Source organism: Curvibacter sp. GW821-FHT01G03 (assembly GCF_059422285.1).
On the sequence record NZ_JBWKWP010000008.1, the window covers coordinates 267,081 to 288,978 of the forward strand.

Annotated in this window: 18 protein-coding genes and 1 pseudogene; 14 read left to right on the forward strand and 5 right to left on the reverse strand. The window is 65.5% G+C overall.

The annotated features are described in order from the left end of the window. Positions 1–75 precede the first annotated feature (75 nt). The gene (locus AC07VS_RS13875; protein ID WP_494751243.1) at positions 76–840 is read right to left on the reverse strand and encodes an alpha/beta fold hydrolase; all 765 of its coding nucleotides are present in this window, start codon (positions 838–840) and stop codon (positions 76–78) included. Positions 841–1,034: 194 nt separating this feature from the next. Next, positions 1,035–1,913 (reverse strand): LysR substrate-binding domain-containing protein, encoded by an 879-nt coding sequence (locus tag AC07VS_RS13880; protein WP_279215167.1) that lies wholly within the window; start codon positions 1,911–1,913, stop codon positions 1,035–1,037. 128 nt (positions 1,914–2,041) lie between these two features. Between AC07VS_RS13880 and AC07VS_RS13885 the strand changes: the two genes are divergently transcribed. The 7 genes from AC07VS_RS13885 (at position 2,042) to AC07VS_RS13915 (ending at position 8,865) form a co-directional block, all read left to right on the forward strand. Beyond that, positions 2,042–3,223, forward strand: coding sequence for a muconate cycloisomerase family protein (locus tag AC07VS_RS13885; RefSeq protein WP_494751244.1), 1,182 nt, complete (start codon positions 2,042–2,044; stop codon positions 3,221–3,223). 11 nt (positions 3,224–3,234) lie between these two features. Continuing rightward, positions 3,235–3,513 (forward strand): muconolactone Delta-isomerase, encoded by a 279-nt coding sequence (catC, locus tag AC07VS_RS13890; protein WP_279215169.1) that lies wholly within the window; start codon positions 3,235–3,237, stop codon positions 3,511–3,513. Between the two features lie 41 nt (positions 3,514–3,554). Further along, on the forward strand, positions 3,555–4,493 hold the full coding sequence (locus tag AC07VS_RS13895; protein ID WP_279215171.1) for a dioxygenase family protein: 939 nt from the start codon (positions 3,555–3,557) through the stop codon (positions 4,491–4,493). 360 nt (positions 4,494–4,853) lie between these two features. Further along, complete coding sequence (gene antA, locus AC07VS_RS13900; RefSeq protein ID WP_494751245.1) at positions 4,854–6,248, forward strand: anthranilate 1,2-dioxygenase large subunit; 1,395 nt, start codon at positions 4,854–4,856, stop codon at positions 6,246–6,248. Continuing rightward, positions 6,245–6,739, forward strand: a complete 495-nt coding sequence (gene antB, locus AC07VS_RS13905; RefSeq protein ID WP_279215175.1) for an anthranilate 1,2-dioxygenase small subunit — start codon at positions 6,245–6,247, stop codon at positions 6,737–6,739. Before antA ends, antB begins: the two co-directional genes overlap by 4 nt. A gap of 14 nt (positions 6,740–6,753) precedes the next feature. Continuing rightward, the gene (locus AC07VS_RS13910; RefSeq protein WP_492347504.1) at positions 6,754–7,767 is read left to right on the forward strand and encodes a 2Fe-2S iron-sulfur cluster-binding protein; all 1,014 of its coding nucleotides are present in this window, start codon (positions 6,754–6,756) and stop codon (positions 7,765–7,767) included. 117 nt (positions 7,768–7,884) lie between these two features. Further along, a complete protein-coding gene (locus AC07VS_RS13915; protein WP_494657953.1) occupies positions 7,885–8,865 on the forward strand; it encodes a LysR substrate-binding domain-containing protein in 981 nt (326 codons plus the stop codon). 13 nt (positions 8,866–8,878) lie between these two features. On the opposite strand, the gene AC07VS_RS13920 is transcribed toward AC07VS_RS13915, so the two are convergent. Further along, positions 8,879–9,880 carry an AraC family transcriptional regulator gene (locus AC07VS_RS13920; RefSeq protein ID WP_494657954.1) on the reverse strand — a complete coding sequence of 334 codons (1,002 nt, stop codon included), beginning with the start codon at positions 9,878–9,880 and terminating at the stop codon, positions 8,879–8,881. A 641-nt stretch (positions 9,881–10,521) separates the two neighbouring features. Between AC07VS_RS13920 and AC07VS_RS13925 the strand changes: the two genes are divergently transcribed. From AC07VS_RS13925 to rbp, 5 genes and pseudogenes are all read left to right on the forward strand, one after another. Next, positions 10,522–11,610 carry a porin gene (locus tag AC07VS_RS13925; protein WP_494751246.1) on the forward strand — a complete coding sequence of 363 codons (1,089 nt, stop codon included), beginning with the start codon at positions 10,522–10,524 and terminating at the stop codon, positions 11,608–11,610. A gap of 64 nt (positions 11,611–11,674) precedes the next feature. Beyond that, on the forward strand, positions 11,675–13,030 hold the full coding sequence (locus AC07VS_RS13930; protein ID WP_494751247.1) for a carboxylesterase family protein: 1,356 nt from the start codon (positions 11,675–11,677) through the stop codon (positions 13,028–13,030). A gap of 59 nt (positions 13,031–13,089) precedes the next feature. Then, entirely contained in the window at positions 13,090–14,283 is a 1,194-nt protein-coding gene (locus AC07VS_RS13935) for an MFS transporter (RefSeq protein ID WP_494751248.1), read from the forward strand. Positions 14,284–14,594: 311 nt separating this feature from the next. Next, positions 14,595–14,726: a hypothetical protein gene (locus AC07VS_RS13940; protein WP_494657958.1), complete on the forward strand. Its 132-nt coding sequence runs from the start codon at positions 14,595–14,597 to the stop codon at positions 14,724–14,726. A gap of 294 nt (positions 14,727–15,020) precedes the next feature. Further along, positions 15,021–15,416 (forward strand): annotated as a pseudogene (gene rbp / locus AC07VS_RS13945) (RNA-binding regulator); the annotation flags it as partial. A gap of 172 nt (positions 15,417–15,588) precedes the next feature. On the opposite strand, the gene AC07VS_RS13950 reads toward rbp, so the two are convergent. Further along, complete coding sequence (locus AC07VS_RS13950) at positions 15,589–16,350, reverse strand: oxygen-binding di-iron domain-containing protein (protein ID WP_492347496.1); 762 nt, start codon at positions 16,348–16,350, stop codon at positions 15,589–15,591. After that, on the reverse strand, positions 16,347–17,009 hold the full coding sequence (locus AC07VS_RS13955) for a hypothetical protein (protein ID WP_494657960.1): 663 nt from the start codon (positions 17,007–17,009) through the stop codon (positions 16,347–16,349). Before AC07VS_RS13955 ends, AC07VS_RS13950 begins: the two co-directional genes overlap by 4 nt. Positions 17,010–17,179: 170 nt before the next feature. Between AC07VS_RS13955 and AC07VS_RS13960 the strand changes: the two genes are divergently transcribed. Together AC07VS_RS13960 and AC07VS_RS13965 are read left to right on the forward strand one after the other, a co-directional pair. Further along, positions 17,180–21,208, forward strand: a complete 4,029-nt coding sequence (locus tag AC07VS_RS13960) for a PAS domain-containing sensor histidine kinase (RefSeq protein ID WP_494751249.1) — start codon at positions 17,180–17,182, stop codon at positions 21,206–21,208. Then, positions 21,205–21,849, forward strand: coding sequence for a response regulator (locus AC07VS_RS13965; protein ID WP_492347493.1), 645 nt, complete (start codon positions 21,205–21,207; stop codon positions 21,847–21,849). The genes AC07VS_RS13960 and AC07VS_RS13965 overlap by 4 nt, the downstream gene beginning before the upstream one ends. Positions 21,850–21,898: the final 49 nt, after the last annotated feature.

The window sequence follows — 21,898 nt, forward strand, 5'->3', positions numbered from 1 at the left end:
AGGCCGCACCGGGGCAGTGATTGGGCAGCAACAGGGCGCGGCCACCGCCCCGCCGCTCTGAAGCCCCCGCTCTGATCAACCCGGCACAAAGCCCTCCAACAGCGCGGCAAAGGCCTGTGGCTGCTCCACCGCACTCAAATGGGCGGCATTCAGGCTTTTCAGCTGCGCACCCGGAATGGCTTGCGCGATCGCCTCGGACAAGGCCGGAGGCGTGGCCTCATCGCGCTCGCCCGCGATGACGAGGGTGGGGCAGGTGATGGTGCGATTGCCTTCATCCAAGGCGATGTCGGCGACGGCCAGACAGGCTTCGGCATACGGGCCAGGCTCGGTGCCGACCAAGACCTGACGCAGGGCCGCCACCCTTTCGCGCCCCAGGCTGTCGGCACGGAACTCGGACGTGAACCAGCGCTGCAGAGCGCCGTCGGCAATCGCTTCCATGCCGCAGGCCCGCACGGTGTCGACCCGGGTCTGCCACAGGGCTCTGGCCGCCTCGCCGTAGTGGCTGGCCGAGTTCGCAATGCAGACCGAGCGCACCGCGCCAGGGTGCCGCGCCGCCAGGGCCTGGGCCGTCATACCGCCCATCGAAAGGCCGACAAAATGCACCGGCCCACTGGCGTTCTGCGCGATGAACTGCGCCGCATCGTCGGCCAGGTCGTCCATGCTGAAGGGCCCCGCCAGGGCGGGCGACCGACCGTGCCCGCGGTGGTCATAGCGCAGCACGGTGAAGCGTTGTTGCAGGCATTGGGCGAGTTCGTCCCACATCGTCAGGTCGCAACCCAGCGCATGGCTCAGCACAATTTCGGGGCCGCGGCCCTGGCGGACAAAGTGAATGGATGGCATCAAGGAGTGACTGAAGAAAAATCGGGAAAGGCATCAGTGAACGAAGACGACCATAGCGCCCCCGGGGCGCTGACACCAATGAAATATCTTTGATCCACTGTTCGAAACGGTCGCTTGATGCCGCCCCCCCTTGAAGGTGTCGCAGCCCGCCGCCAAGGTGGGCCACCCCCGCCGGCACGGCGCGGGCCGCCAACTCAGGTGACCAGGGTGGCGCGCAACCGGGCGGCAAACTCGCGCGCGGCCACGCTTCGCGAGGCGGAGCGCCGCCACAGCAGGCCGGCATGGCGCACCACCTCTGGCGCGGTGAGTGCCATCGCATGCAGATCAGGCATCTGCAGGGCGGCCCGCTCGGGCACGATCGTGGCCAGGGGGCCGTGCCGGCACACGCCGAGCAAGGCCTCGACCGACTCCATCTCGACCCGCACCAGGGGTTCGGCACCGGCCTGCCTGAATTTCTCGTCGAGCATGCGCCGCGTGGCAAAACTGCGCGGCAGCAGGGCCATGGGCAATTGGGCCGCCCGCTGCAGGGTGATCTGCTGGCCATGGGCTTGCGGGGCGTTCTTGCGCAGCACCACCATCATGCGTTCCTCGAACAGCGGCTCGGTTTCGATCTCACCATGGCGGGTGGGGTGAAAAGCGATGCCCAGATCCAGCGCACCGCTCATCAACTGGTCCTCGATCGGGCCGGCGCGCAAATCCCGGACCTCGAGCTGCACCTTGGGGTAGCTCTCGCAGAAGGCGGCCACGGTGGCAGGCAGCACGGTATTGAGGAAGGTGGGGATGGCGCCAATGGTCAGGCGGCCCGACTGCAGGCCGCTCAGGTCGGCCAGGGCCATGCGGCCGGCCTCGATCTCCTTGAGGGCTCGCGTGGCATAAGCCCTGAATTCCGCCCCCGCCTGCGACAGCTTCAGGCCCCGCCCAAGCCGGTCGAACAAGGCGGTATCCAGCTCTTCCTCAAGCTGCCTCAAGCCGTGCGACAGCGTGGACTGGGTGACAAACAGGTTCTGCGCCGACTGCGTCAGGTGTTCGGTCTGAGCGATGTCGAGAAAGTAGCGAAGCTGCCGGATTTCCATGCGCGTGCCCCAGGTCAATCATTCGATGAAATCGAACATTTGAACATAAATACTTCATTGGAATGCTTTGAAGCCTCCTCGTAACCTTGGCCCACCTATCGCACAAAAGCACAGATCAAAGGTCATTCATGTCGAGTCGTTTCGTGGTTGAGCGCATTGAGGCGAGGATTCTGGACATCCCCACCATCCGGCCACACAAGCTGGCATTCGGTGCCATCAACCGCCAGAGTCCGGTGGTGGTGCAACTGTGGCTGCGCAACGGCGCCTGCGGGTTCGGCGAGGCCGCCACCATTGGCGGGCCGTCGTGGAACGAAGAATCTCCGGAAAGCATCCGACACGCCATCGAAGCCTACCTGGCGCCCTGCCTGCTGGGGCAGGACGGCGCCGCCTTCGGCCAGGCGCTGGCCCGCATGGACACCTTCTGCCGTGGCAATGCTTTTGCCAAGAGCGCGATCGAGATGGCGTTGATCGACGCCGTCAGTCGCACCCTGGCCCTGCCGGCCTACCAATTGCTGGGAGGCAAACGCCACGCCAGCCTGCCGCTGGCCTGGACCCTGGCCAGCGGGGATGTGCGCAAGGACCTCGAAGAGGCCCAACGGCGCCTGGAACAACGGCGTCACCGCATCTTCAAGATGAAGATCGGGGCACGCAGCCCGGCGGAAGATGTGGCCCACGTCAGCCAGATCGCCCGCGGCCTGGAAGGCCAGGCCACGCTGACGGTGGACGTCAATCAGGCCTGGGACGGCAGCACGGCCAGGCGCTTCCTGCCGCAACTGATCGACGCCGGTGTGACCCTGATCGAGCAGCCGGTGGCCAAGTGGAATCGGGAAGCCCTCAAGGTGCTGAGCGCTTCGCTGGGTTCGCGGGCCTGCATCATGGCCGACGAGTCGGTGTGCACCCCCCAGGATGCGATGGCACTGGCACGCGATCAGGCCAGCCAGGTGTTTTCTCTGAAGGTGGCCAAGCATGGCGGCCTGTTGCGCACGCTTCAGGTGGCCGCGGTCGCAGAAGCCGCCGACATCGGCTGGTATGGCGGCACCATGCTGGAGACCTCGATCGGCAGCGCCGCCTCCGCCCATGTCTTTGCCACCCTCGGCGACCAGCACCATGGCTGCGAGCTCTTCGGCCCTCAATTGCTGGTGGACGACATCGTGACTGAACGCATGCCCATCATCGACTTTGAACTGCAACTGCCCGATGGGCCCGGCTTCGGTGTCGAAGTCGACCTGGGCCAACTTGAACGATTCGACCGTGCACGCACGGGCCTGAATGCCGTGCACATCGACCTGGGCCAACGCCCCCACCCCTGAGGAGACAAAACATGCTGTACCTGGTCCGCATGGACGTGAACCTGCCCGCCGACCTGCCCCCTGCGCAGGCCGACGCCATCAAGACCCGAGAGAAGGCCTACTCGCAAGAGCTGCAGCGCGATGGGCGCTGGCGTCATCTCTGGCGCGTGGTGGGCGAGTATGCGAACTACAGCGTCTTTGACGTGGCGTCCAACGACGAGCTGCACACCCTGCTGTCGCAACTGCCGCTGTTCCCGTACATGAAGATCTCGGTCACCCCGCTGGCGCAACACCCTTCGGCCATCGCCTGAGCCCTGGCCTCTACCCCTTCCCCCAACCTACGGAGACAAAAATGAGCACCTCAAAAAATGAATTCACCCAGCAAAGTCTGCTGGAGCGCGTCAACAGCGTGAAGATGGCCGAGGGCAACCCGCGCGCCCGCGCCATCGTGGCCCGCATCGTGAGCGACCTGTTCAAGACGATTGACGAGCTGGACGTGTCGCCTGACGAGTTCTGGGCCGCCGCCGATTGGCTGAGCCGCCTGGGGGCCTCGGGCCAGATCGGTCTGATCACCGCCGGCCTGGGCTTTGATCGCCTGCTGGACATCCGCATGGATGAGGCCGATGCCAAAGCCGGCATCGCGGCCGGCACGCCGCGCGCCATCGAAGGGCCGCTGTACGTCGCAGGCGCCCCGCTGTTCCAAGGCGAGGCCGTGCTCGACGACGACAGCGACACCCGTGGCACCGGCAAGGTGCTGGTCATGGAGGGCCGGGTGCTGGACCACGCCGGTCAGCCTGTGGCCCACGCCATCATGGATGCCTGGCATGCCAACAAGAGCGGCGGCTACTCGCACTTCTTCCCGGGCCTCAAAGAGTTCGAACTGCGTCGCAAGATCGAAACCGATGCCCAAGGCAACTACCGCTTCCGCACCACGCTGCCGCCGGGCTATGCGATCCCACCGAACAGCCCGACCTCCGAGCTGTTCGAAGTGCTGGGCCGCCATGGCCACCGCCCGGCCCACATCCACTTCCACATCGTCAAGGAAGGGCATCGCACCCTGACGACCCAGATCAACATCCCGGGCGACACCTACATCGATGACGACTTTGCCTTTGCCACCCGCGACGGCCTGGTGCTGAAGATCGAACACGACGTTGCCCCGGCCGGCTACGAATCCCTGGGCGTGGGGGCTCCGTTTGAGCGCGCCCGATTCGACTTCGTGATGCAGCAAGCCGTCACGGAACGCGACACCGATCCGCGCACCCGGATCGCGCGCGCCGTCGGGGCCTGAACTCGGGGGCCTGATCTCGGGCCCTTCCGGGGCAGAACCCATCAAACACCCCCACACCAGGGCGGCCACGCAATGACTGCGGGCCGCCCTTTTCCATTTGGCACGCCCCAGTGCCGGTGGCTGATCGATGCGGTGCCGTGCCTGGGGCACGCCGAGCTTGAACGCCTGATCGGCGGCCTGCCGCAGCTGCGGGCAAGCTGAGGCGCTGACACGCTGATGGGCTGTTGCGCGCGTCCATCTGATCGCCGGGCCGGTCGCCTGCGCGCGGCAACTGGATAAAGAACGCGCGAAATGTGGATAGCTGATTCCGGGCGGGCTGGGCCTAATCGAGTTCATCGATCCACCCCACAGGAATTGCCCATGAATACCTCACGCAGCCCCCAGCAATGGCGCGACTTCATCGACGGCTGTCTGGACTTCAGACCCGAAGACGAGGTCTACCGAGTCCGTCGCTCGATGTTCACCGAGCCCGAGCTGTTCGATCTCGAAATGGAGTTGATCTTCGAGAAGACCTGGATCTATGCCTGCCACGAAAGCGAGATCCGTCAGCCCAACGACTTCATCACCCTGAACGCGGGTCGCCAACCCCTGATCGTGACCCGCGATGCGCAGGGCGAGCTGCACGCCCTGGTCAACGCCTGCGCCCATCGGGGCACCACGCTGACACGGGTTTGCAAGGGGCGGCAGGCCGCCTTCACCTGCCCCTTCCACGCCTGGACCTACAAGCCCGACGGGCGCCTGATCAAGGTAAAGGCCCCCGGCGAATACGGCCCGGGCTTCGACCTGCATCAGCATGGCTTGAAGAAGGCCCAGGTCGCGAGCTACAAGGGCTTTGTGTTCGTCAACCTCGATCTGAACACTCGCCTGAGCCTGGAAGACTACCTGGGCGACGCCAAGGTGTTTCTGGACCTGATGGTGGAGCAGTCTCCGACCGGCGAGCTCGAAGTGCTGCCCGGGCGCTCCACCTACACCTTTGACGGTAACTGGAAGCTGCAGACCGAGAACGGCCTGGACGGCTACCACGTCAGCACCGTGCATTACAACTACGTGGCCACGGTGGTGCACCGGCACGAGCTTGACAGCGCTCAGGGCAACACCGACTTCAAGACCCTGGACTACCGCAAGCTCGGTGCCGGCGACGCCACCACCGACGACGGCTGGTTCTCGTTCAAGCACGGGCACTCGGTGCTCTTCAGCGAAATGCCCAACCCCGAAGTGCGCCCCGGCTATGCCAGCGTGATGCCCCGGGCGCAGGCCGAATACGGCACCGAAAGAGCGCACTGGATGATGCACCGCCTGCGCAACCTCAACCTGTACCCCAGCCTGTTCTTCATGGACCAGATCAGTTCGCAACTGCGCATCATCCGCCCGGTGGCCTGGAACAAGACCGAAATCATCAGCCAGTGCATTGGCGTGAAGGGCGAGTCGGCCGCGGATCGCGAAAACCGCATCCGCCAGTTCGAAGACTTCTTCAATGTCAGCGGCATGGGCACGCCTGACGACCTGGTCGAGTTCCGCGAAGCGCAACGCGGCTTCCAGGGCCGTGCCGAGCCCTGGAACGACATTTCACGGGGCTGCCAGGCCTGGACGCGCGAACAGACCGGCAATGCCAGGAGCCTGGGCATCCAGCCTGTGCTCACCGGCACCGAGATCACCCACGAGGGCCTGTTCGTGAACCAGCACAGCGCCTGGCGCCAGCTGATGCTGGATGGACTGTCCCAGCAGGCATCCGCCCAGAAGGAGGTGCAAGCATGAACACCCTCGAGCTGCAACACGCTGTCGAACAATTCCTGTATGCCCAGGCTGAGCTGTGCGATCGCCAGCAGTGGGATGAGTACCTGGCCTGCTTCGACCCGACAGCCGAATTCCATGTGCCGCAATGGGACTCGGAGCACGTGGCGACCACCGATCCGAAGCGCGAGATGTCGATGATCTACTACGCCACCCGGGGCGGCCTGGAAGACCGCATCTTCCGTCTGCGCACCGGCAAATCGGCCGCCAGCCAACCCATGCCGCGCACGCTTCACCAGATCAGCAATGTGCGCATCCAGGACCGCGGTCAGGGGCTGCTTCAGGTCGGTGCCAAATGGAACACGCATTACACCCGCCACGGCCAGGCCGACTGCTACTTCGGCGAAGTGAGCTACGAGCTGCGCCAGCTTGACGCCGGCTTCAGCATCCTGCGCAAGCATGTGCTGCTGCTCAATGATCGGATCAATGCGGTGCTGGACTTCTACCACCTGTGATCAAGGGCGAGACCATGGAACATCAGATTGGCCTTCGCTTTGACGACGGTGCCACACGCTTCATCCAGGTGCGCTCGGGCGAGACCTTGGCGGACGCCTCCATCCGCCAGGGGGTGCGCTTCCCGGTGGATTGCCGCGAGGGTGCCTGCGGCACCTGCCGTTGCAAGGTGGAATCTGGCAGCTACGACCCGGGGGACTGCGCCGAAGATGCGTTGACCACCGCAGACGCCCGACTCGGCTGGGCCCTGGGTTGCCAGATGCGCCCCCGTTCCAGCGGTGTCGTGCACGTGCCCGTCGACGCATCGGCCTGCCTGCACAAGCCGCTTGAGCAGACCGTGCGAATCGGCGCACTGAGGCGCCTGGGCCCGCGCATGGTCTCGTTGACGCTGGAGCACCCGGATCTGATGGCCTTGCGCTTTCTGCCCGGCCAGTACCTGCGCCTGTGGCTGCCCGACGGCAGCGCCAGCCGCGCATACTCCTTCAGCTCGCTGGTGCGCGAACCCGGCCAGGTCGACTTGCTGGTGCGCCTGTTGCCGGACGGGCGCATGAGCCAGTGGTTGAGCGATACGGCGCAGGTGGGCGACCCCCTGAAGCTGACGGCCCCCTATGGCAGCTTCTACCTGCGCCCCCCGCAGCGGCCCTTGCTGATGCTGGCCGGTGGCACGGGCCTGGGCCCGATGCTGGCCATGCTGGAGCTGCTGGCCCAGGCGCCGGACAAGGTGCCGCCCTGCCACCTGGTGCTGGGCCTGGCCGACGACAAGGACCTGCCCGTGCTGGACCTGCTGACCCCCTTGAAAGCGCGATTGCCGCAACTGACGCTCACTGTGTGCGTGTCGGATCCGCAATCCACGCAGGGCTTGCGCGGGCATCTGGTCACGCATCTGCAGCCGACCCTGCTGAACCAGGGCGATGTGGACATGTATGTCTGCGGTCCGCCACCAATGGTGCAGGCCCTGAACGACTGGCTGGCCACCGCACCGTGCCAACCAGCCGGTTTTCACATCGAGCGCTTCACGCCGGGTGCCTGACCCCCAGAAGCCCTGCTGCCCTGCATTGCACCAAGGCCTGTTTGCCCCCTATAGTGAAAGCGCCTGGCAACGCTGGGCGCGGACGGTCCGTCAACCGGTATGTTCTGCATGAACCCCATGGCTGCAAAAGAAAAATCCGGCGGCACCGACCTGGCCAAGAACGCGCCCGGCCTGATGGCCACGGTCGAGGAGTTGCTGCTGCTGGTCGAAGTGGTGGAGTCCGGGGGTTACCGGGCCGCCAGCGAGCGCACCGGCATCCCGCTGTCCAGCATGAGCCGGCGCGTGGCGGCACTCGAAGATCGCCTGGGCGTGTGCGTGATCATGCGCAATTCGCGGCGCTTCGAAGTGACCGACATCGGTCGCCAGCTGTTTGAGCAGGGCCTCAAGATCCGCGAGGCGGCCCATGCGGCGGTCTCGGTGGCGCAGGACAACGCCAAGGAGCCGGCCGGGGATCTGCGCATTGCCTGCCCCATGGCGCTGTCGACGCTGCTGGTGTGCTCGGTGGCCGTCAAGTTCGGGTGCCAGTACCCACGCGTGCGCCTGTTCCTGAGCACCACCCGGGGCACGCCTGAGGCCTTGGCGCAGAACTTCGACATCGTGATCCACCCCAGCGCCCAGGGGCTACCCGACTCGGACGTGGTAGCCCAGCAATTGATCCAGGCGCCCTATGGCCTGTATGCATCGCCTCAGCTGCTGCAGGGCCGGGAAACAAGTGACGAACCCTCGGCCTTGGCCGGGCTGGAGTCGATCGGCTGGAACTCGGGCGAATCCCAGACTTGCTGGACCGTGCAAGACCCGCAAGGCCGCACCGAGGAACTGCGCCTGTCCGTGCGCTTCGTGACCGACAACCTGCTGGCCGTCAAGGAGGCAGCTGTCGCGGGCCTGGGCATCACCCGGCTGCCGACGGCACTCGCGGCGGTCAGCGTGGCAGAAGGCAGCCTGCGCCAGGTGCTGCCGCGGTGGTCACTGGCGCCCATGACCATCTATGCGCTGTACCCTTCGCGACGTCGGCTCAGCCTGGCAGGACAGGAGTTCCTGAAGTGGGCCAAACCGGCCTTGCAGGCGCTGGTGGACGGCCGCACGGAATCCCAGAGTTGAGCTGGGTCAGGCCTCAGGTTTTGGCCCGGTGCCGTTCCGCCGTGGCCGATGGTGACTCTCCAAACGTCTCGCGGTAAGCCTCGGCGAAGCGGCCCAGGTGGCTGAAGCCCCAGGCCAATGCAATTTCAGAGATGTAACGCGTGGAAGCGTTGCGGACAATGTCGAGGCGGGCTTGCTGCAGACGGTGTTGGCGCAGGAACTGCATTGGCGTCAGGCCCAGGTGGGTGCGGAAGTCGGCCACCATGCGCCGTGGGCTGAGGCCCTGGGCAGATACCAGGGCGTCGACGTCCACCGCCTCGCGGGCGCGCTCCATCAGAGCGTTCTTCAGGTTGTCGACATGCCGGGGCAGCACTGGCGAGCCCTGATGGGCCAGTTCGGCCGAGTAGTTGTGCGGCTGAAAGCTCAGCAGACCGCGGATCAAAGAGGTCTCAACCCCTTGGGCCAGACCGTTGTAGTGCAGGAGGTTCCCGTTGTGGCCCATGTCCTCCCACAGCAATCGCACCCAGCGCCACCAGGTCAGCGCCGCCCCCTGGTCGAGCGCCATGCTGGGCTCAAAGGTGATCGGTGACTGCACCGGCCGGCCCAGCATCTGCTCCAGGGCCGTGCGCATGGCGCCGCGATCGATGGCCACCAGCAGCTTGCGGCAATCGCCGCTGATCGAAAGCTCCTGGTAGGCGGAGGGGTCGATGATCAGGCCGCGTTCGGGGTCGGAGCCGAACACCGCGCTGCCAATGCGCAGCTCCTGGTCGCCCATCAGAGGCAGGCTGATGCTGTAGCTGTCCAGGGGGCGGCTGTCATTGATGCCGATGCGCACATCGGCCCCGTATTCGATGCAGCCAATGGCCGTGGACAGGGCGCCCAGGCGGTCGCCCGCATGGACAAAACGCAGGGAACGCCCTGGCTGCACCATCAGATCATGCGGGCCACAGACCCGCCGCATCCAATCCTGAGCGCCGGACACATCGGTGAATGCGCCACACAGGCGGTGGTGCAACACGGAATTTTGCTCATTCATGTACGTTCAATTCCAGTAAGAGCATTTTCAAAATCGGGTTTCTGATGTCAACAGGCCTATCCCGCCCTATTCAAAGACACCGAGCCAAATTCGTGCCATCTGAAAATCAACCCAAGCATTCGAAAATCGCCAAAAAGCACTCGATTACCGCACCAATTCAGCGCAGTATTTATATTTGAATGGCAGCGGACTCCAAAATCGTGCATCTCACGCCCCAAGGTGTGGCATTCACCAGCGGACAGACCCGGCTCACTCGCAATGATCAGAAGCCGGTTAACCACTGCCCCATCAGGGAATTGAAACACTGCGGCCCCAAAAAGCTGGGGATTACCCGGATTGGGAACCCGGCAAAGGCCTGATTTACAGGCCGACCACGGCCATCCTCAAAGCTGGCGCGGCTTTTGGAGCCGTTGGTGAGCGTACACCAGACTGACCAGAAAAAGACTTCAAGGGCAGCTCAGTCCGTGAAAACCCCAATACAAAGCCCCAACCCAGTGCGGCGCTTTCATGCCAGATAAACGGCCCGACATCACAAGAAAATGACAAGTTTGCTTTGGGACGGAGCGTTCCACGAAACCCCATCGACGCTCGACAAATACTGAAACTATATTCAGCCGTCACCCCCAATCACAAAACAAACCATGCAATACCCTCTGAAGAAACTGACTCTGGGAATCATTACTGGCACGGCTCTTGGTGGATTATTCAGCCCCGCCCAGGCGCAATCGCAGGCTCAAATATATGGCTTGCTGGATGTCAGCGCAGGCAGCACGCAATTGGCGGGGGCCGCCAAGACGGCCGGTGTGTTCAATGGATCGATGACCACCTCGTTCTGGGGCATCAAGACCCAGGAGGATCTGGGCGGCGGCTGGGGCGCCCTCTCGCAGATGGAGTCGTTCATGCAGGTGAACAACGGCTCGGCGGGTCGCAGCAGCGCAGACCCTTACTGGGCCCGCACCGCCTGGGTGGGGCTCTCCAACCCTTGGGGTGTGCTCCAGTTGGGGCGTGCCGTGACGCCGGGCTTTCTGATGGCCATCCGACTGAACCCCTTTGGTTCGGCGTCGGGTCTGGGTCCTTTCATCATGCACACCTACCTGCCGAGCGTGACCCAGCCCTTCATGACCAGTGAAGGCGCCAGCGATTCGGCCTGGTCCAACAGCGTGGCCTTCACCAGCAGTGACATGCGCGGCTGGCGCTTCACCGTTCAAAGCGCCCTGGCCCAGGGTGGCACCACAGGAAAGCGCAACACGGCGGGCCTGAGCTACACCCACGGTGCGTTCTATGGTGGGGTGGTCTACGAGAAGATGGACCAGATGAGCATGAACTGGGGTGCCCCTGTGGCACCGCTGGCCACAGCGGCCCGTCCGTTGATCACAGCCAGCAGCGTGCAGAACCTCCAGACCGGGGCCAGCTACGACCTGGGGCCGGCCAAGCTGTATGCCCAGAACCTGAAATCACGCATCGACGCCGCCAGTGGGGCCGAGGCCCGTTTGAACACCTCGCAGCTCGGAACCTCCGTGCTCGCAGGCCCCGGGCGGCTGCTGTTCTCCGTGGCACGCACCGCCCAGACACAAAGCGCCAAAGCCAGCCAAGACCGCACCACGGTGTCGTTGGGCTACGACCAGTGGCTGTCGAAACGCACCGACGTCTATGTGGCGCTGCTGCGTGACCGGGTCACAGGCATCAACCCCGGCACCTCGGTGCTGATCGGCATGCGGCACACCTTCTGATCTCCCTGCGTCCGGCCCTTGCGGGCCGGCCGGTTTCTCCATCACACATCACCGCCCTGCACCCATGTCTACTGTTGACCATCCCCTTGCCCACGCCCCTTGCGGTACCTTTGAAGGCTTGGCCCTGGAGGGCGTTCAGGCCTTCCGCGGCCTGCCCTACGCCCAAGCCCCTGTGGGCGCACTGCGCTTTCAGCCGCCGGCACCGCGGCCTGCAGGCACCCTGCCCGCACAGGCCTGCGCCGCGGGCGCCATCTCGCTGCAAGCGCCCTCCCGCCTCAGCCGGGTCATGGGTGACTTTCAGAGCCCGGCCTCCGAAGACTGCCTGCGCCTGAGCGTGTGGACCCCGGCGGCCGATGGCAAACGGCGCCCAGTGATGATCTGGCTGCATGGCGGCGCCTTCATGACGGGGGCAGGCGACCTGCCCTGGTACGACGGGGCCCGTCTGGCCCGCGAAGGCGACATCGTGGTGGTGGGTGTGAACTACCGCCTGGGCGCCCTGGGCTTTCTGTGCGGCCCCGGCGTCTCACCCGGCAACCTGGGCTTGATGGACCAGGCCCTGGCGGTGTCGTGGGTGAAGGACAACATCGCGGCCTTTGGCGGAGACCCCGAACATCTGACGCTGATGGGTCAATCGGCTGGCGGGCTATCCATCGCCCTGCTGTTGTGTGCCTACCCCCAGTTGCCGATACAGCGCGCCATCATGATGAGTGCCCCCCTGGGCCTGGAACTGGGTACGCCCCAGGACGCAGCGCCCATGGCTGCGGCCTATGCGCGGTCGCTTGAACCCTTTCGGCTGCAGTCGGACTTGCAGCCCGGCCAGTTGATGGCGGCGCAGGGTGCTGCAGCCCAATTCTTCATCGAGAACCAGGCCAAGGCGGGCGATGTGGCCCCCCCATTTGTTCCGGTGGCCGATGGCGCCCTCCTGCCCACACCGTCCGGGCTCCAGGCTGCGCTGGCGCAAGCAGCCACCCGGGTCGACGTGATGATCGGCACCACGCGCGATGAATCAACGGCGTTCTTTGCGCGCGGCCAGCACGACGCCATGACCCAGCACGTGTTTGAAGCACCGTCCCTGCTGTGGGCACGCCAGGCAGCCGAAGCCGGGCGTGGGGCCTACGTCTACCGCTTCGACCACACCCCCGGCGGTGAGACGTTGGGTGCCACGCATTGCATCGAACTGCCGTTTGTGTTCGGCAACCGCGAGGCCTTTGCGACGGCACCGATGCTGGGGGGACTGGAGGAAGAAGCGTTCGAGCAGATCTCCCGCCCGATGCGTCAGGCCTTCCTCGGCTTCATCCGCGATGGGCGCCCCGCAGCCGACACCCTGCCCGACTGGCCTGCAGTGCAAGCGGATCAGCCGATCCAACGCCTGCACTTCGCCCCCCACACGGGGCTGCAGCAGGTTGCCGGGTCGCCATGACCCCGGTGCCTGCCCACCCTGCCCCCTGACCCCCATCCCCTTCCTTCTGCGGAGTACCCATGCGCAAGATCAGCTTGCTGGCCTTCCTGACCATCCTGGTCGATGGCTTCGACACGACATCCATCGGCTTTGTCGTCCCGACCCTGGCAGCTCAATGGCAGCTTCCACTGTCGGCCTTCACCCCGGTTTTCGTGGCCACCAGCCTGGGCGCGGCCCTGGGCTATGCACTCAGTGGCCGCCTGGCCGTGAGCCTGCAGCGGCGTGACATCGTGCTCGGCGCGGTGTTTCTGTTTGCGCTGGGCTCGTGCCTGGCCGCACTGGCCGGGTCGGTGCCCGTTCTGGCCGCCATACGGCTGCTGTCGGGGATCGGTCTGGGCGCGGCCATCCCGGCGGTCGTGTCGCTGGCCGTGGACGGCACGGCACCTGAGCGCAGAGAATCCGTGACGGTGGGCGTCACGTCCGGCCTGTCCCTGGGCGCTGCGCTGGGGGGCGCCATCGGCGGCAAACTGATCCTGAGTTGGGGTTGGGGCTCGGTGTTCATGCTGGGCGGCATCGCCCCCTTTCTGCTGCTGCCAGCGCTCTGGGCGCACCTGCCCGCAGATGCCCCGACCTCGGCCGGCTCTGCGGGGCACCCCCACGCCGCGCGACTCAGCGCCTTGTTCGGAGCGGGCCTGGCGCCCCAGACGCTGCTGCTGTGGGCGTTTTCATTTTTGATTTTCACGGCCGTCTATGCCTTGACCTTCTGGGTTCCGTCCATGCTCCATCGCTTGGGCTTTGACACCTCGGGCGTGGCCTTCGGCTCGGCGGCCATGGGCATCGGTGGCGTGGTGGCCGCACTGGGCTTGATCCCGCTGAGCTTTCGCTTCCATGTGCGCAAGATCCTGCTGGCCTGCTCGCTGCTGGGCGCCGTCGCCTTGGTGATGGCCTGGTCTCAGGCCGCAACGCCAGGCCTGCTTCTGGCCTTGATCGTGGTGGTGGGCACCTGCCTGATTGCGGGCACCATCGGACAGGTCGCGCTGGCGGTGAGCCTGTATCCCCCGGCCCTGCGCACGGCAGGGATTGGGTGGAGTGCGGCCATCGGCCGCCTGGGATCAGTGCTGGGCCCGGGCCTGATGGGCGCCTTTGTGGCCAGCGAACTGCCCGCCCCGCAGTGGTTGCTGCTGCCGGTGGCCCCCATTCTGCTGGCTGCTGTGGCCCTTTGGGTGGCCCAAAGAATGACCTCCCGCACGCCGGGCGGTCTTGGCCGGGCCTGAGTAAACGAACGCCTCCTCCCCATGGCCGTCTTGCCATTCGTTCACGCGCAGAGGTGCTGACATGAGCCTCACCATCCGAGCCAAGATCATCCTCACCTTCGGGTTGTTGATCGTGACGCAGATCGCCGGACTGTTGGCGGATCTGTTGGCGGACACCACCACCGTTTCGGCCAACGGGTCGTTCCTGGGCAACTTCAGCCGCGCCCCGCAATGGGTCTCGGTACTGATCTGTTTGGTGGCGGGCCACCACTTCGACCGGGTCATCTGCGGCGGCCTGAACCGCCAGGGCCTCAAGTTCAAGGCCACATGGCGTGCGGCACCGCTCAGGCGACTCCGACCCAACCGCCAACACCATCAAGGTGATGGCCCTGCAAGTAAGCAACGGCCTGGCGTTTCGGGTGGTGGTCCAACAGGGCGCATTCCGGGCCGTGCTGAGCGCCTGAGGCGGCCAACACGGCGGATTGGGGCCCCCACGCCGTGGCCTTGCCAAGCCCAACCGCCCCAATTCAGTGCGTTTTCGTCTTTTTCCATCCACAAACCCTGTTGAAAATCATGGAATGAAAAAAAAAAAGGTGTGCGACCCCCGGTTGATGGTTTTTTGGTGCCGTATGCGCGTTTAATCGGTTGGCGCGGATTTTTAATCCAAGCAGCTTGCGGTGAATGGCCAGGTTTTCGTCTGATTTGTGCGTTTTTCGGGACTCCATCGCTTTGTCAATGTGTTTTTTAGGAGTCCCAAAATGGGCAACAAACTGTATGTCGGCAACCTGCCTTATCAGGTTCGTGACAACGATCTGGAACAAGCTTTCAGCGAATTCGGCACTGTCACCAGCGCCAAGGTCATGATGGAACGTGACACCGGCCGTTCGAAGGGCTTCGGCTTTGTCGAAATGGGCAGCGACGCTGAAGCGCAAGCCGCCATCAACGGCATGAACGAACAATCCCTGGGTGGCCGCAGCATCACTGTGAACGAAGCCCGTCCGATGGAACCCCGCCCGCCCCGTAGCGGTGGCTTTGGCGGCGGTGGTGGTGGCGGCTACGGCGGTGGCCGCAGCGGTGGCGGCGGCTACGGTGGTGGCGGCGGCGGCGGTTACGGCGGTGGCCGTAACGGCGGCGGCGGCGGCTACGGCGGCGGCAACAGCTACTAATTCACACTAGGCCTATGGCCTGTGAATTGAAGATACCCCTCTAGCAGGGGTATTTTTTCGTCTGTACGGTATCGAATGGGCCGCATTCGGGGCGCCCCCAACCCAAGCCGGCACGGGCAATTCAGCAATCCCGACCCGCACTCCTGTCAGGATTGGGGTCTCAGGCTGACGCCAGAGCGCGTCGCCCCAGCCCGGTGCCAACCTCAAGCTCGGAAAACCAGTTGATGAAGCGCTGTACATCAGCGCCCTGGTAGATTGAACCGTGCTGCGGGCACAGCATGTCCAGGCCCAGCGCGCTAGCACGCTCGCACCAGTCCAGCACAGCTTCGCGCGAACCCATCCAACGCTGGTGGAAGCCACGCGCATAGCGGCAGTGTCGATCGAAGTCCTGCACAAACAGGGTGTCTTCCTCGGGCGGCAGCATGGCCGCACCCACGTCACCCGTGAACAGGATGCGGGCCACCGGATCATGCAGATGGAAATTCCCAGACGAATGCAGGTAGTGCGCCGGCATTGCCTGCAGCGTGAGGGTGCCCAGCTGCAGCGTTTGGCCCTCGTCTGGCAGGCAGATGAAAGTGTCCGCATCACCGCCGTAATGCGGCAAGAAGGTATGCCAGATCTTCGAGGCATAGCACTTGAGCGCCGGGTTGAACTCCAGCCACAAGGCCAGCGAGCTGACCACGTCGGGATCCTGGTGCGAAGAGAAGATCCAGCGCAACGTGCTGGCGTCAGCGCCATTGGCCAGCGCTGCGAACACGGCCGGGAAGATCTCCATGCCACCCGGGTCGGTCAGCAAGGACTCGCGCCCGTGGCTGACCAGGTATTCGTTGGTGTCGATCAGGGCCGAAGCGCGCTCCGGATCTCGCGCGATCACCGCCCAGCGGTGCGGGCCTTGCTCAAAAAGGGTTTCCATTCGCTTCATGACGCCAGATTCTCCAGAGGTGTTTTCATGCCGCCCAGCACGTCGATGATGCCGGCGACGGCCTGGCCCAGGTCGATCGCCACCTGGGTCAATTGGGGGGCCATGTCTTCGGCATGGGCCGCTTCGATGAGGGCGCAGCGCGCCAGATTGCGTCCGGCGTCGCACAAGTGCAGGGCCCGAGCCACCGCATGGTTCAGGCCCTGACGTTGTCGGCCCAGGCGCTCGCGGGTCAGGGCCGCGTCGCGGTTCATGACGCTCACGAGCGCCACCAGCCGCGCATCAGGCCGTTCGAGACCAGCCGCGGCCTGGCGCAACTGGCCTTCCAGGCGCCCACGCTGGCACAGCCGCCCTACCTCGTCGCTCAACTCGGCCACGGCGGCGGCCACACGCAACATCAGGCTGGCCAATTCGGTCGAGAAAACCCGCATCTGTGCGGCCGCGGTGCGAAAGCCGCGTGCCTTGCGACGGGCCTGATGCGCGCTCAGCATGGCGTTGAGCGCCGCCAGATCGACCGCGGCAGCACCTTCAGCCACGCGCTGGGTGCACAGGCCAAGCTGCACCACAGCCTCGAGCCGGCGCTGGCTGTCCGCCGTCGGCAGGTCAGGGGCCTGGGCAGCCCGGGCCGGGCTGGGCCGGGGGGCGGCAGATGGATCAAACATGACAGCATCCTAGGGACACCCGCTGGCGAACGGTATCGGTGCGGCACTGATTCGAGCCTCAGCCCGCTCTGATTCCGACTCAGGAAAGCCTGAGCATGGGGTCACTCAGTCGCTCTGGTGGGCGACATAATTGACACTTTTGCTAACAAATAGATAAGCGAGTGGCGCGAGTGTTCGACCTGCGAAAGATGTCCCTGCTGGGCCGGCTCGGTCACATCGGGGCCTGGGCCGCGTTGCTCTGGATCGTGGTGCTGATGCTGCTCCAGCTGAGCACGTCGCTGCGCGCGCTGTGGCCCGCGCTGGCGGCACCCGAACTGAATCCGGTGTCCTTGCTGGCGCTCGGCCTGCCTCCGCTGGCCCAGGTGTTGCGCCCGCACGCGCCGCGCCTTGCGGCCCTTGCGATCCAGGCTGGCCTGGGCCTGGTCGGGCTGATGTTGCTGGAATGGGGCTTGCGGCTGGACAGCGCCGTCTTGCTCTCCAACAGCGTGGTCGATGGGGTCTCGATGGCCGGTCGTTATGTGCTGGCAGGTTGGCTGCTGCTCAGTGGCCTGGCCGCCTGGGCTTTGCAGCGCCCGGGCCACACCCGGCTGAGCGTGGCGCTGTCTTTGCTGGCCCTGCTCAGCATGGGCGACAGTGCCCTGGCCGTTTTCACCCTCACCTGCTGGCTGGTCTTCGGCGACGTCCCCGGGGCCTCGCTGCTGTTCAGCCTGCCGGTGCTGCTGGCGCTGCTGTGGTTCGGTCTGGCGCTGGTGATGATCGCCTTGGGCGAAATCGACCGCCAAGGCCGGTCCGCGCCCGACCAGGGCTACCGCTGGGTGTTCGCGCGCAATCTGGGCTTGTTGCTGACCACCAGCGTGCTGGCTGGCCTGGCCGCCGCGGCGGTGGTGTCGGCGCAGTCGGCCGACCTGCTGACCGAGGGCCTGCGAGCCCGGGCCGAACGCCAGGCCCGGGTGCTGGAACGCCACGTGGGGCGAGCCGCCGCCCTGGTTTCGGGGGCTTACCAGCAAGCCTGGGCACAACCTGCCGCCACCACCACTGTGGGCTGGGATCGGGGCGGTTTTCTCCGCACGCTGCAGAGCCAGGGTGAGCACATCGAACTGGCAGCAGACGCCCGAGAGGCAGTCCGTCGACACTGGGCCACCGCAGCACCGGTTCTGCGCACGGCGGAACTCACGGCCAGCGTACTGACCAATGGCCGGGTACGCATCGAGCTGCCCGCCAAGGGGCGCCAAAGTGGTCTGCAAGTGCAGCTGCAACTGTGGTCCGAAACGGGCGAAGCCCGAACGGAGAGTGATCGACAGCTGCGGCAGCCCTTGCTGATCTGCCAGGCCGGTGAGCAAGACCTTCTTTTATGCTCGGAGTTTGATCCGGGCAGCGATGGTGCACCGGCTGCCGCCGAACGCTTCACCGTTGCAGCGCCAGGCTGGCGCGAGCAGGGCCACCGCCTGGTCGAATTGTCAAGTGAGGGTCAGCGCCTGGGCCTGGGGGCACTGGCGCCGATCGGCGACGAAGGCAGCTACCTGATGCTGCGTGTCGGCGCCGCAAGCCTGTTCCGCGCTGTGGGTGGGCCCATGTTGCTGGCCATGCTGCTGCTCAGTGGCCTGGCATTGCTCGGAGCCGCATGGAGCTACTGGCGCCAGTTGCCGCGGCTGCGCCAGCTCTACCTGTCCCATGCCCAGTCTCAGGCCACGCTGCACCACCTGCCACTGGCCACGCTGGTGCTGGATGCCCAACAGCGCGTGATCCGAGTGAATCCGGCGGCCGAGCGTTTGCTCGGAGCGCCGGCGTCGCATTGGCTGGGCCTGCCGGTGGCTGGATTGCTGCCCGACTGGCCAGGCCGCATCGACCTCAGCCCCCTGGCAGACGGCACCTCACAAAGCCACAACCTGGATCTGCTGACGGCAGACAGCACGCGTGTTCCGGTTGAGGTGCTGCTGGCAAGCTACACCTTGCTCGGGCGGCGCGGCATCTTGGTCATGCTGCGCGATCTTCGCGCTGAGTTGGACGCTGCGCGCACCATGCGGCGCTGGACTCGCGTGTTCGAGGACTCGGGCTGGGGCGTGGTGATTGGCTCGGTCGGCCCGAGGCCGGCGCTGGAACTGGTCAATCCTGCCTATGCCCGCATGCTGGGCTACCGCCCCGAGGAACTGGTAGGCCAGCCAGTGCGCCAGCACGTGCCGGTTTCGCACTGGGAAACCATGACACGCCTGCGGCGCGGGGCCGAGCTGGGAGGCAGTGTCCAGGGTGAAATGCGCCACCTGCGCCGTGACGGCAGCGAGATCCCGACCCTGGTAAGCATCTCGGCGGTGCGGGATGACTCGGGCGCACTGCTGCACTTCGTCGTCAGCGTACAAGACATCAGCGCGCTCAAGAATGCAGAGCAGACCGCCACTCGCCACGCTTTGCACCTGCGCGCCGTGCTGGACGCGTTGCCGGTGGGCGTGTGGATCGGCGATCTGCACGGCCAGACAACACAGACCAACCCGGCCGCCCGGCAGTTGTGGCTGGGCGACTCGGCACAGCAGACGCCCGACTGGCGCGGTTCCGGAGCGCTGCCGATACAACACGACTCGCTGATGCGCCGCGCAGTGGTGCTGCGCGGCACGCTTGACAGCGGACTGGTCGACTTTGACCGTACACCGGGCGAACGGCGCAGCCTGCTGACCACCGCCAGCCCGATGTTCGACCCGCAAGGCGAGGTGATCGGCGCCATCGCGATCGACGAGGACCTGAGCTCGCTACGCCGCAGCGAGCTGGCAGCCCGCGCCGCACATGACCTGCTGGAGCGCATCCTGGACGCTGGCGTGGTCGGCGTGGCACTGTGTGATGCCGTTGGCCGGGTGCTCCGCCACAACCTGGCCTGGAACCTGTTGATCGGACCGGACGCTGGGGCCGATGTGCTGCACAGCTGCCTGGAGCCCGACGATGCGCTGTTGCAGAAGAACCTGATCGCGCGCGTAGCGCGTGGTGAACTGCCGACCTATGTGAGCGAACATCGCATGCACCGGGTGGGGGGCAGCCTGGGCTGGACCTTGCTGATCGTGTGCCGACTGCCAGCGACCCTGGGCGAGGAAGACCGCGTGCTGGTGCAGGTGCTCGATGTGGATGAGCGACGCCGCAATGCCGAAGAGCTGGCCAGCAACCACCTGCGCCTGGCAGCGGCGCAGAAGCTGGCCGGCATCGGTGACTGGCAGTGGGACAGGGAAAGTGGCCAGTTCAGCTGCTCGGATCAGATGCTGCGCATGTTGGACAAGAGCCTGGCCGCCTCCCGCGAACTCTCGCGTGAGCAATTGCTGGCCCACGTGCACCCGGATGACCGAACAAGCCTGGCCAAGGCATTGGATCAGGCGTGGCGCCATGGTGGGGGCCTGGCACTGGACATGCGCCTGATCCGCAGCGGAGGCCCCGAGTTGATCGTGCACATGCACGGCACAGTACAGCGCGCACAAGGGGCGATGAGCATGAGCGGAACAATGCAGGACATCAGCGAGCGCAAGCGCATCGAATCTGAACTGCGCGATTCGCGCGAGCGGCTGCGCGAACTGGTGGCCTACGAGAGCGAGGTGATCGAGCAGGAGCGCAAGCGCATCGCGCGCGAGGTCCATGACGAGCTGGGCCAGTTGCTGACGGCGCTGCGAATGGACCTGTCGATGCTGCGCGGCCAGCTGGAACCCGGGGGCGCCAGCGCCCAGCGCGCCGCCCAGATGCGCGAGACCATGGTCACCATGACCGAGGTGGTGCGCCACATCGCCTCCAATCTGCGACCGGCGGCGCTGGACCTCGGCCTGGTGGCCGCCATCGAGTGGCTGGCCGAAGACTTCTCGCTGCGCTGGGAAACCCGGTGCGAGTTGCAGTTGCCGCGCGCGGAGGAAGGGGACCTGAGCAGCTTGTCCGAGGCAGCCTCACTGGCCCTGTTCAGGGCCGTGCAAGAATCATTGACCAATATCGCAAAGTACGCGCGCGCCACTGAGGTGGTGATTGCACTGTCCTGCGAGTCGGGACAACTGCGCCTGTCCGTGAGCGACAACGGCTGCGGCTTCGACCTGGCCGAGGTGGCTGCGCGCCGTGGCGGCGGCCTGGGCCTGCTGGGCATGCGCGAGCGCATGCACGCGCTGGGCGCCCGGCTGCAAATCGAGTCCGGCTCCGGCGGCACCCTCATCGACATCAGCTACAACATCGGCAGGAGTCTGGATTCATGAACCCGATCGACGTCATCGTCACCGACGACCACAGCATCGTGCGCAGCGGTTTGCGCCAGCTCCTCAGCAGTGCCCCCAACCTGCGGGTGGCCGGCGAGGCCGCCGATGGCCATGCGCTGCTGGAGTTGCTGCGCCACACCCGTGCCGACGTGGTGCTGCTCGACCTGTCCATGCCCGGCCTGAGCGGGGTTGACCTGATCAAGCGGCTTCAGCTCGATCACCCGGACCTGCCGGTGCTGGTGCTGTCCATGCACGTTGAGGCGCAGATCGTGGCCCGGGTGCTGCGCGCCGGCGCAGCCGGCTACGTGACCAAGGACTGCGAGCCCAGCGCCCTGATCGGCGCGGTGCGCAAAGTGGCGGCCAAAGGCCGCTACATTGATCCGGCCCTGGTCGATTCTGTGGTCTTCCACGGCGCCCTCAACCCGGGCTCCGACTCTCCGCATGAACAGCTGTCGCCGCGCGAACTGCAGGTTCTGGAGCGCATTGCCGCCGGCCAGCCCCTGGGCCTGATCGCCGACGCGCTGCACCTGAGCCCGAAGACGGTGAGCACCCACAAGATGCGCTTGATGCAGAAGCTGGCGTTGCAGACCAATGCCGACCTGCTCAAGTACGCCCTGCGCCATGGCATCACCAGCCACTGAGGCCGGGGTCAGGATTTCCCGACAGCGAATCCGGCATGACTGAACGGGG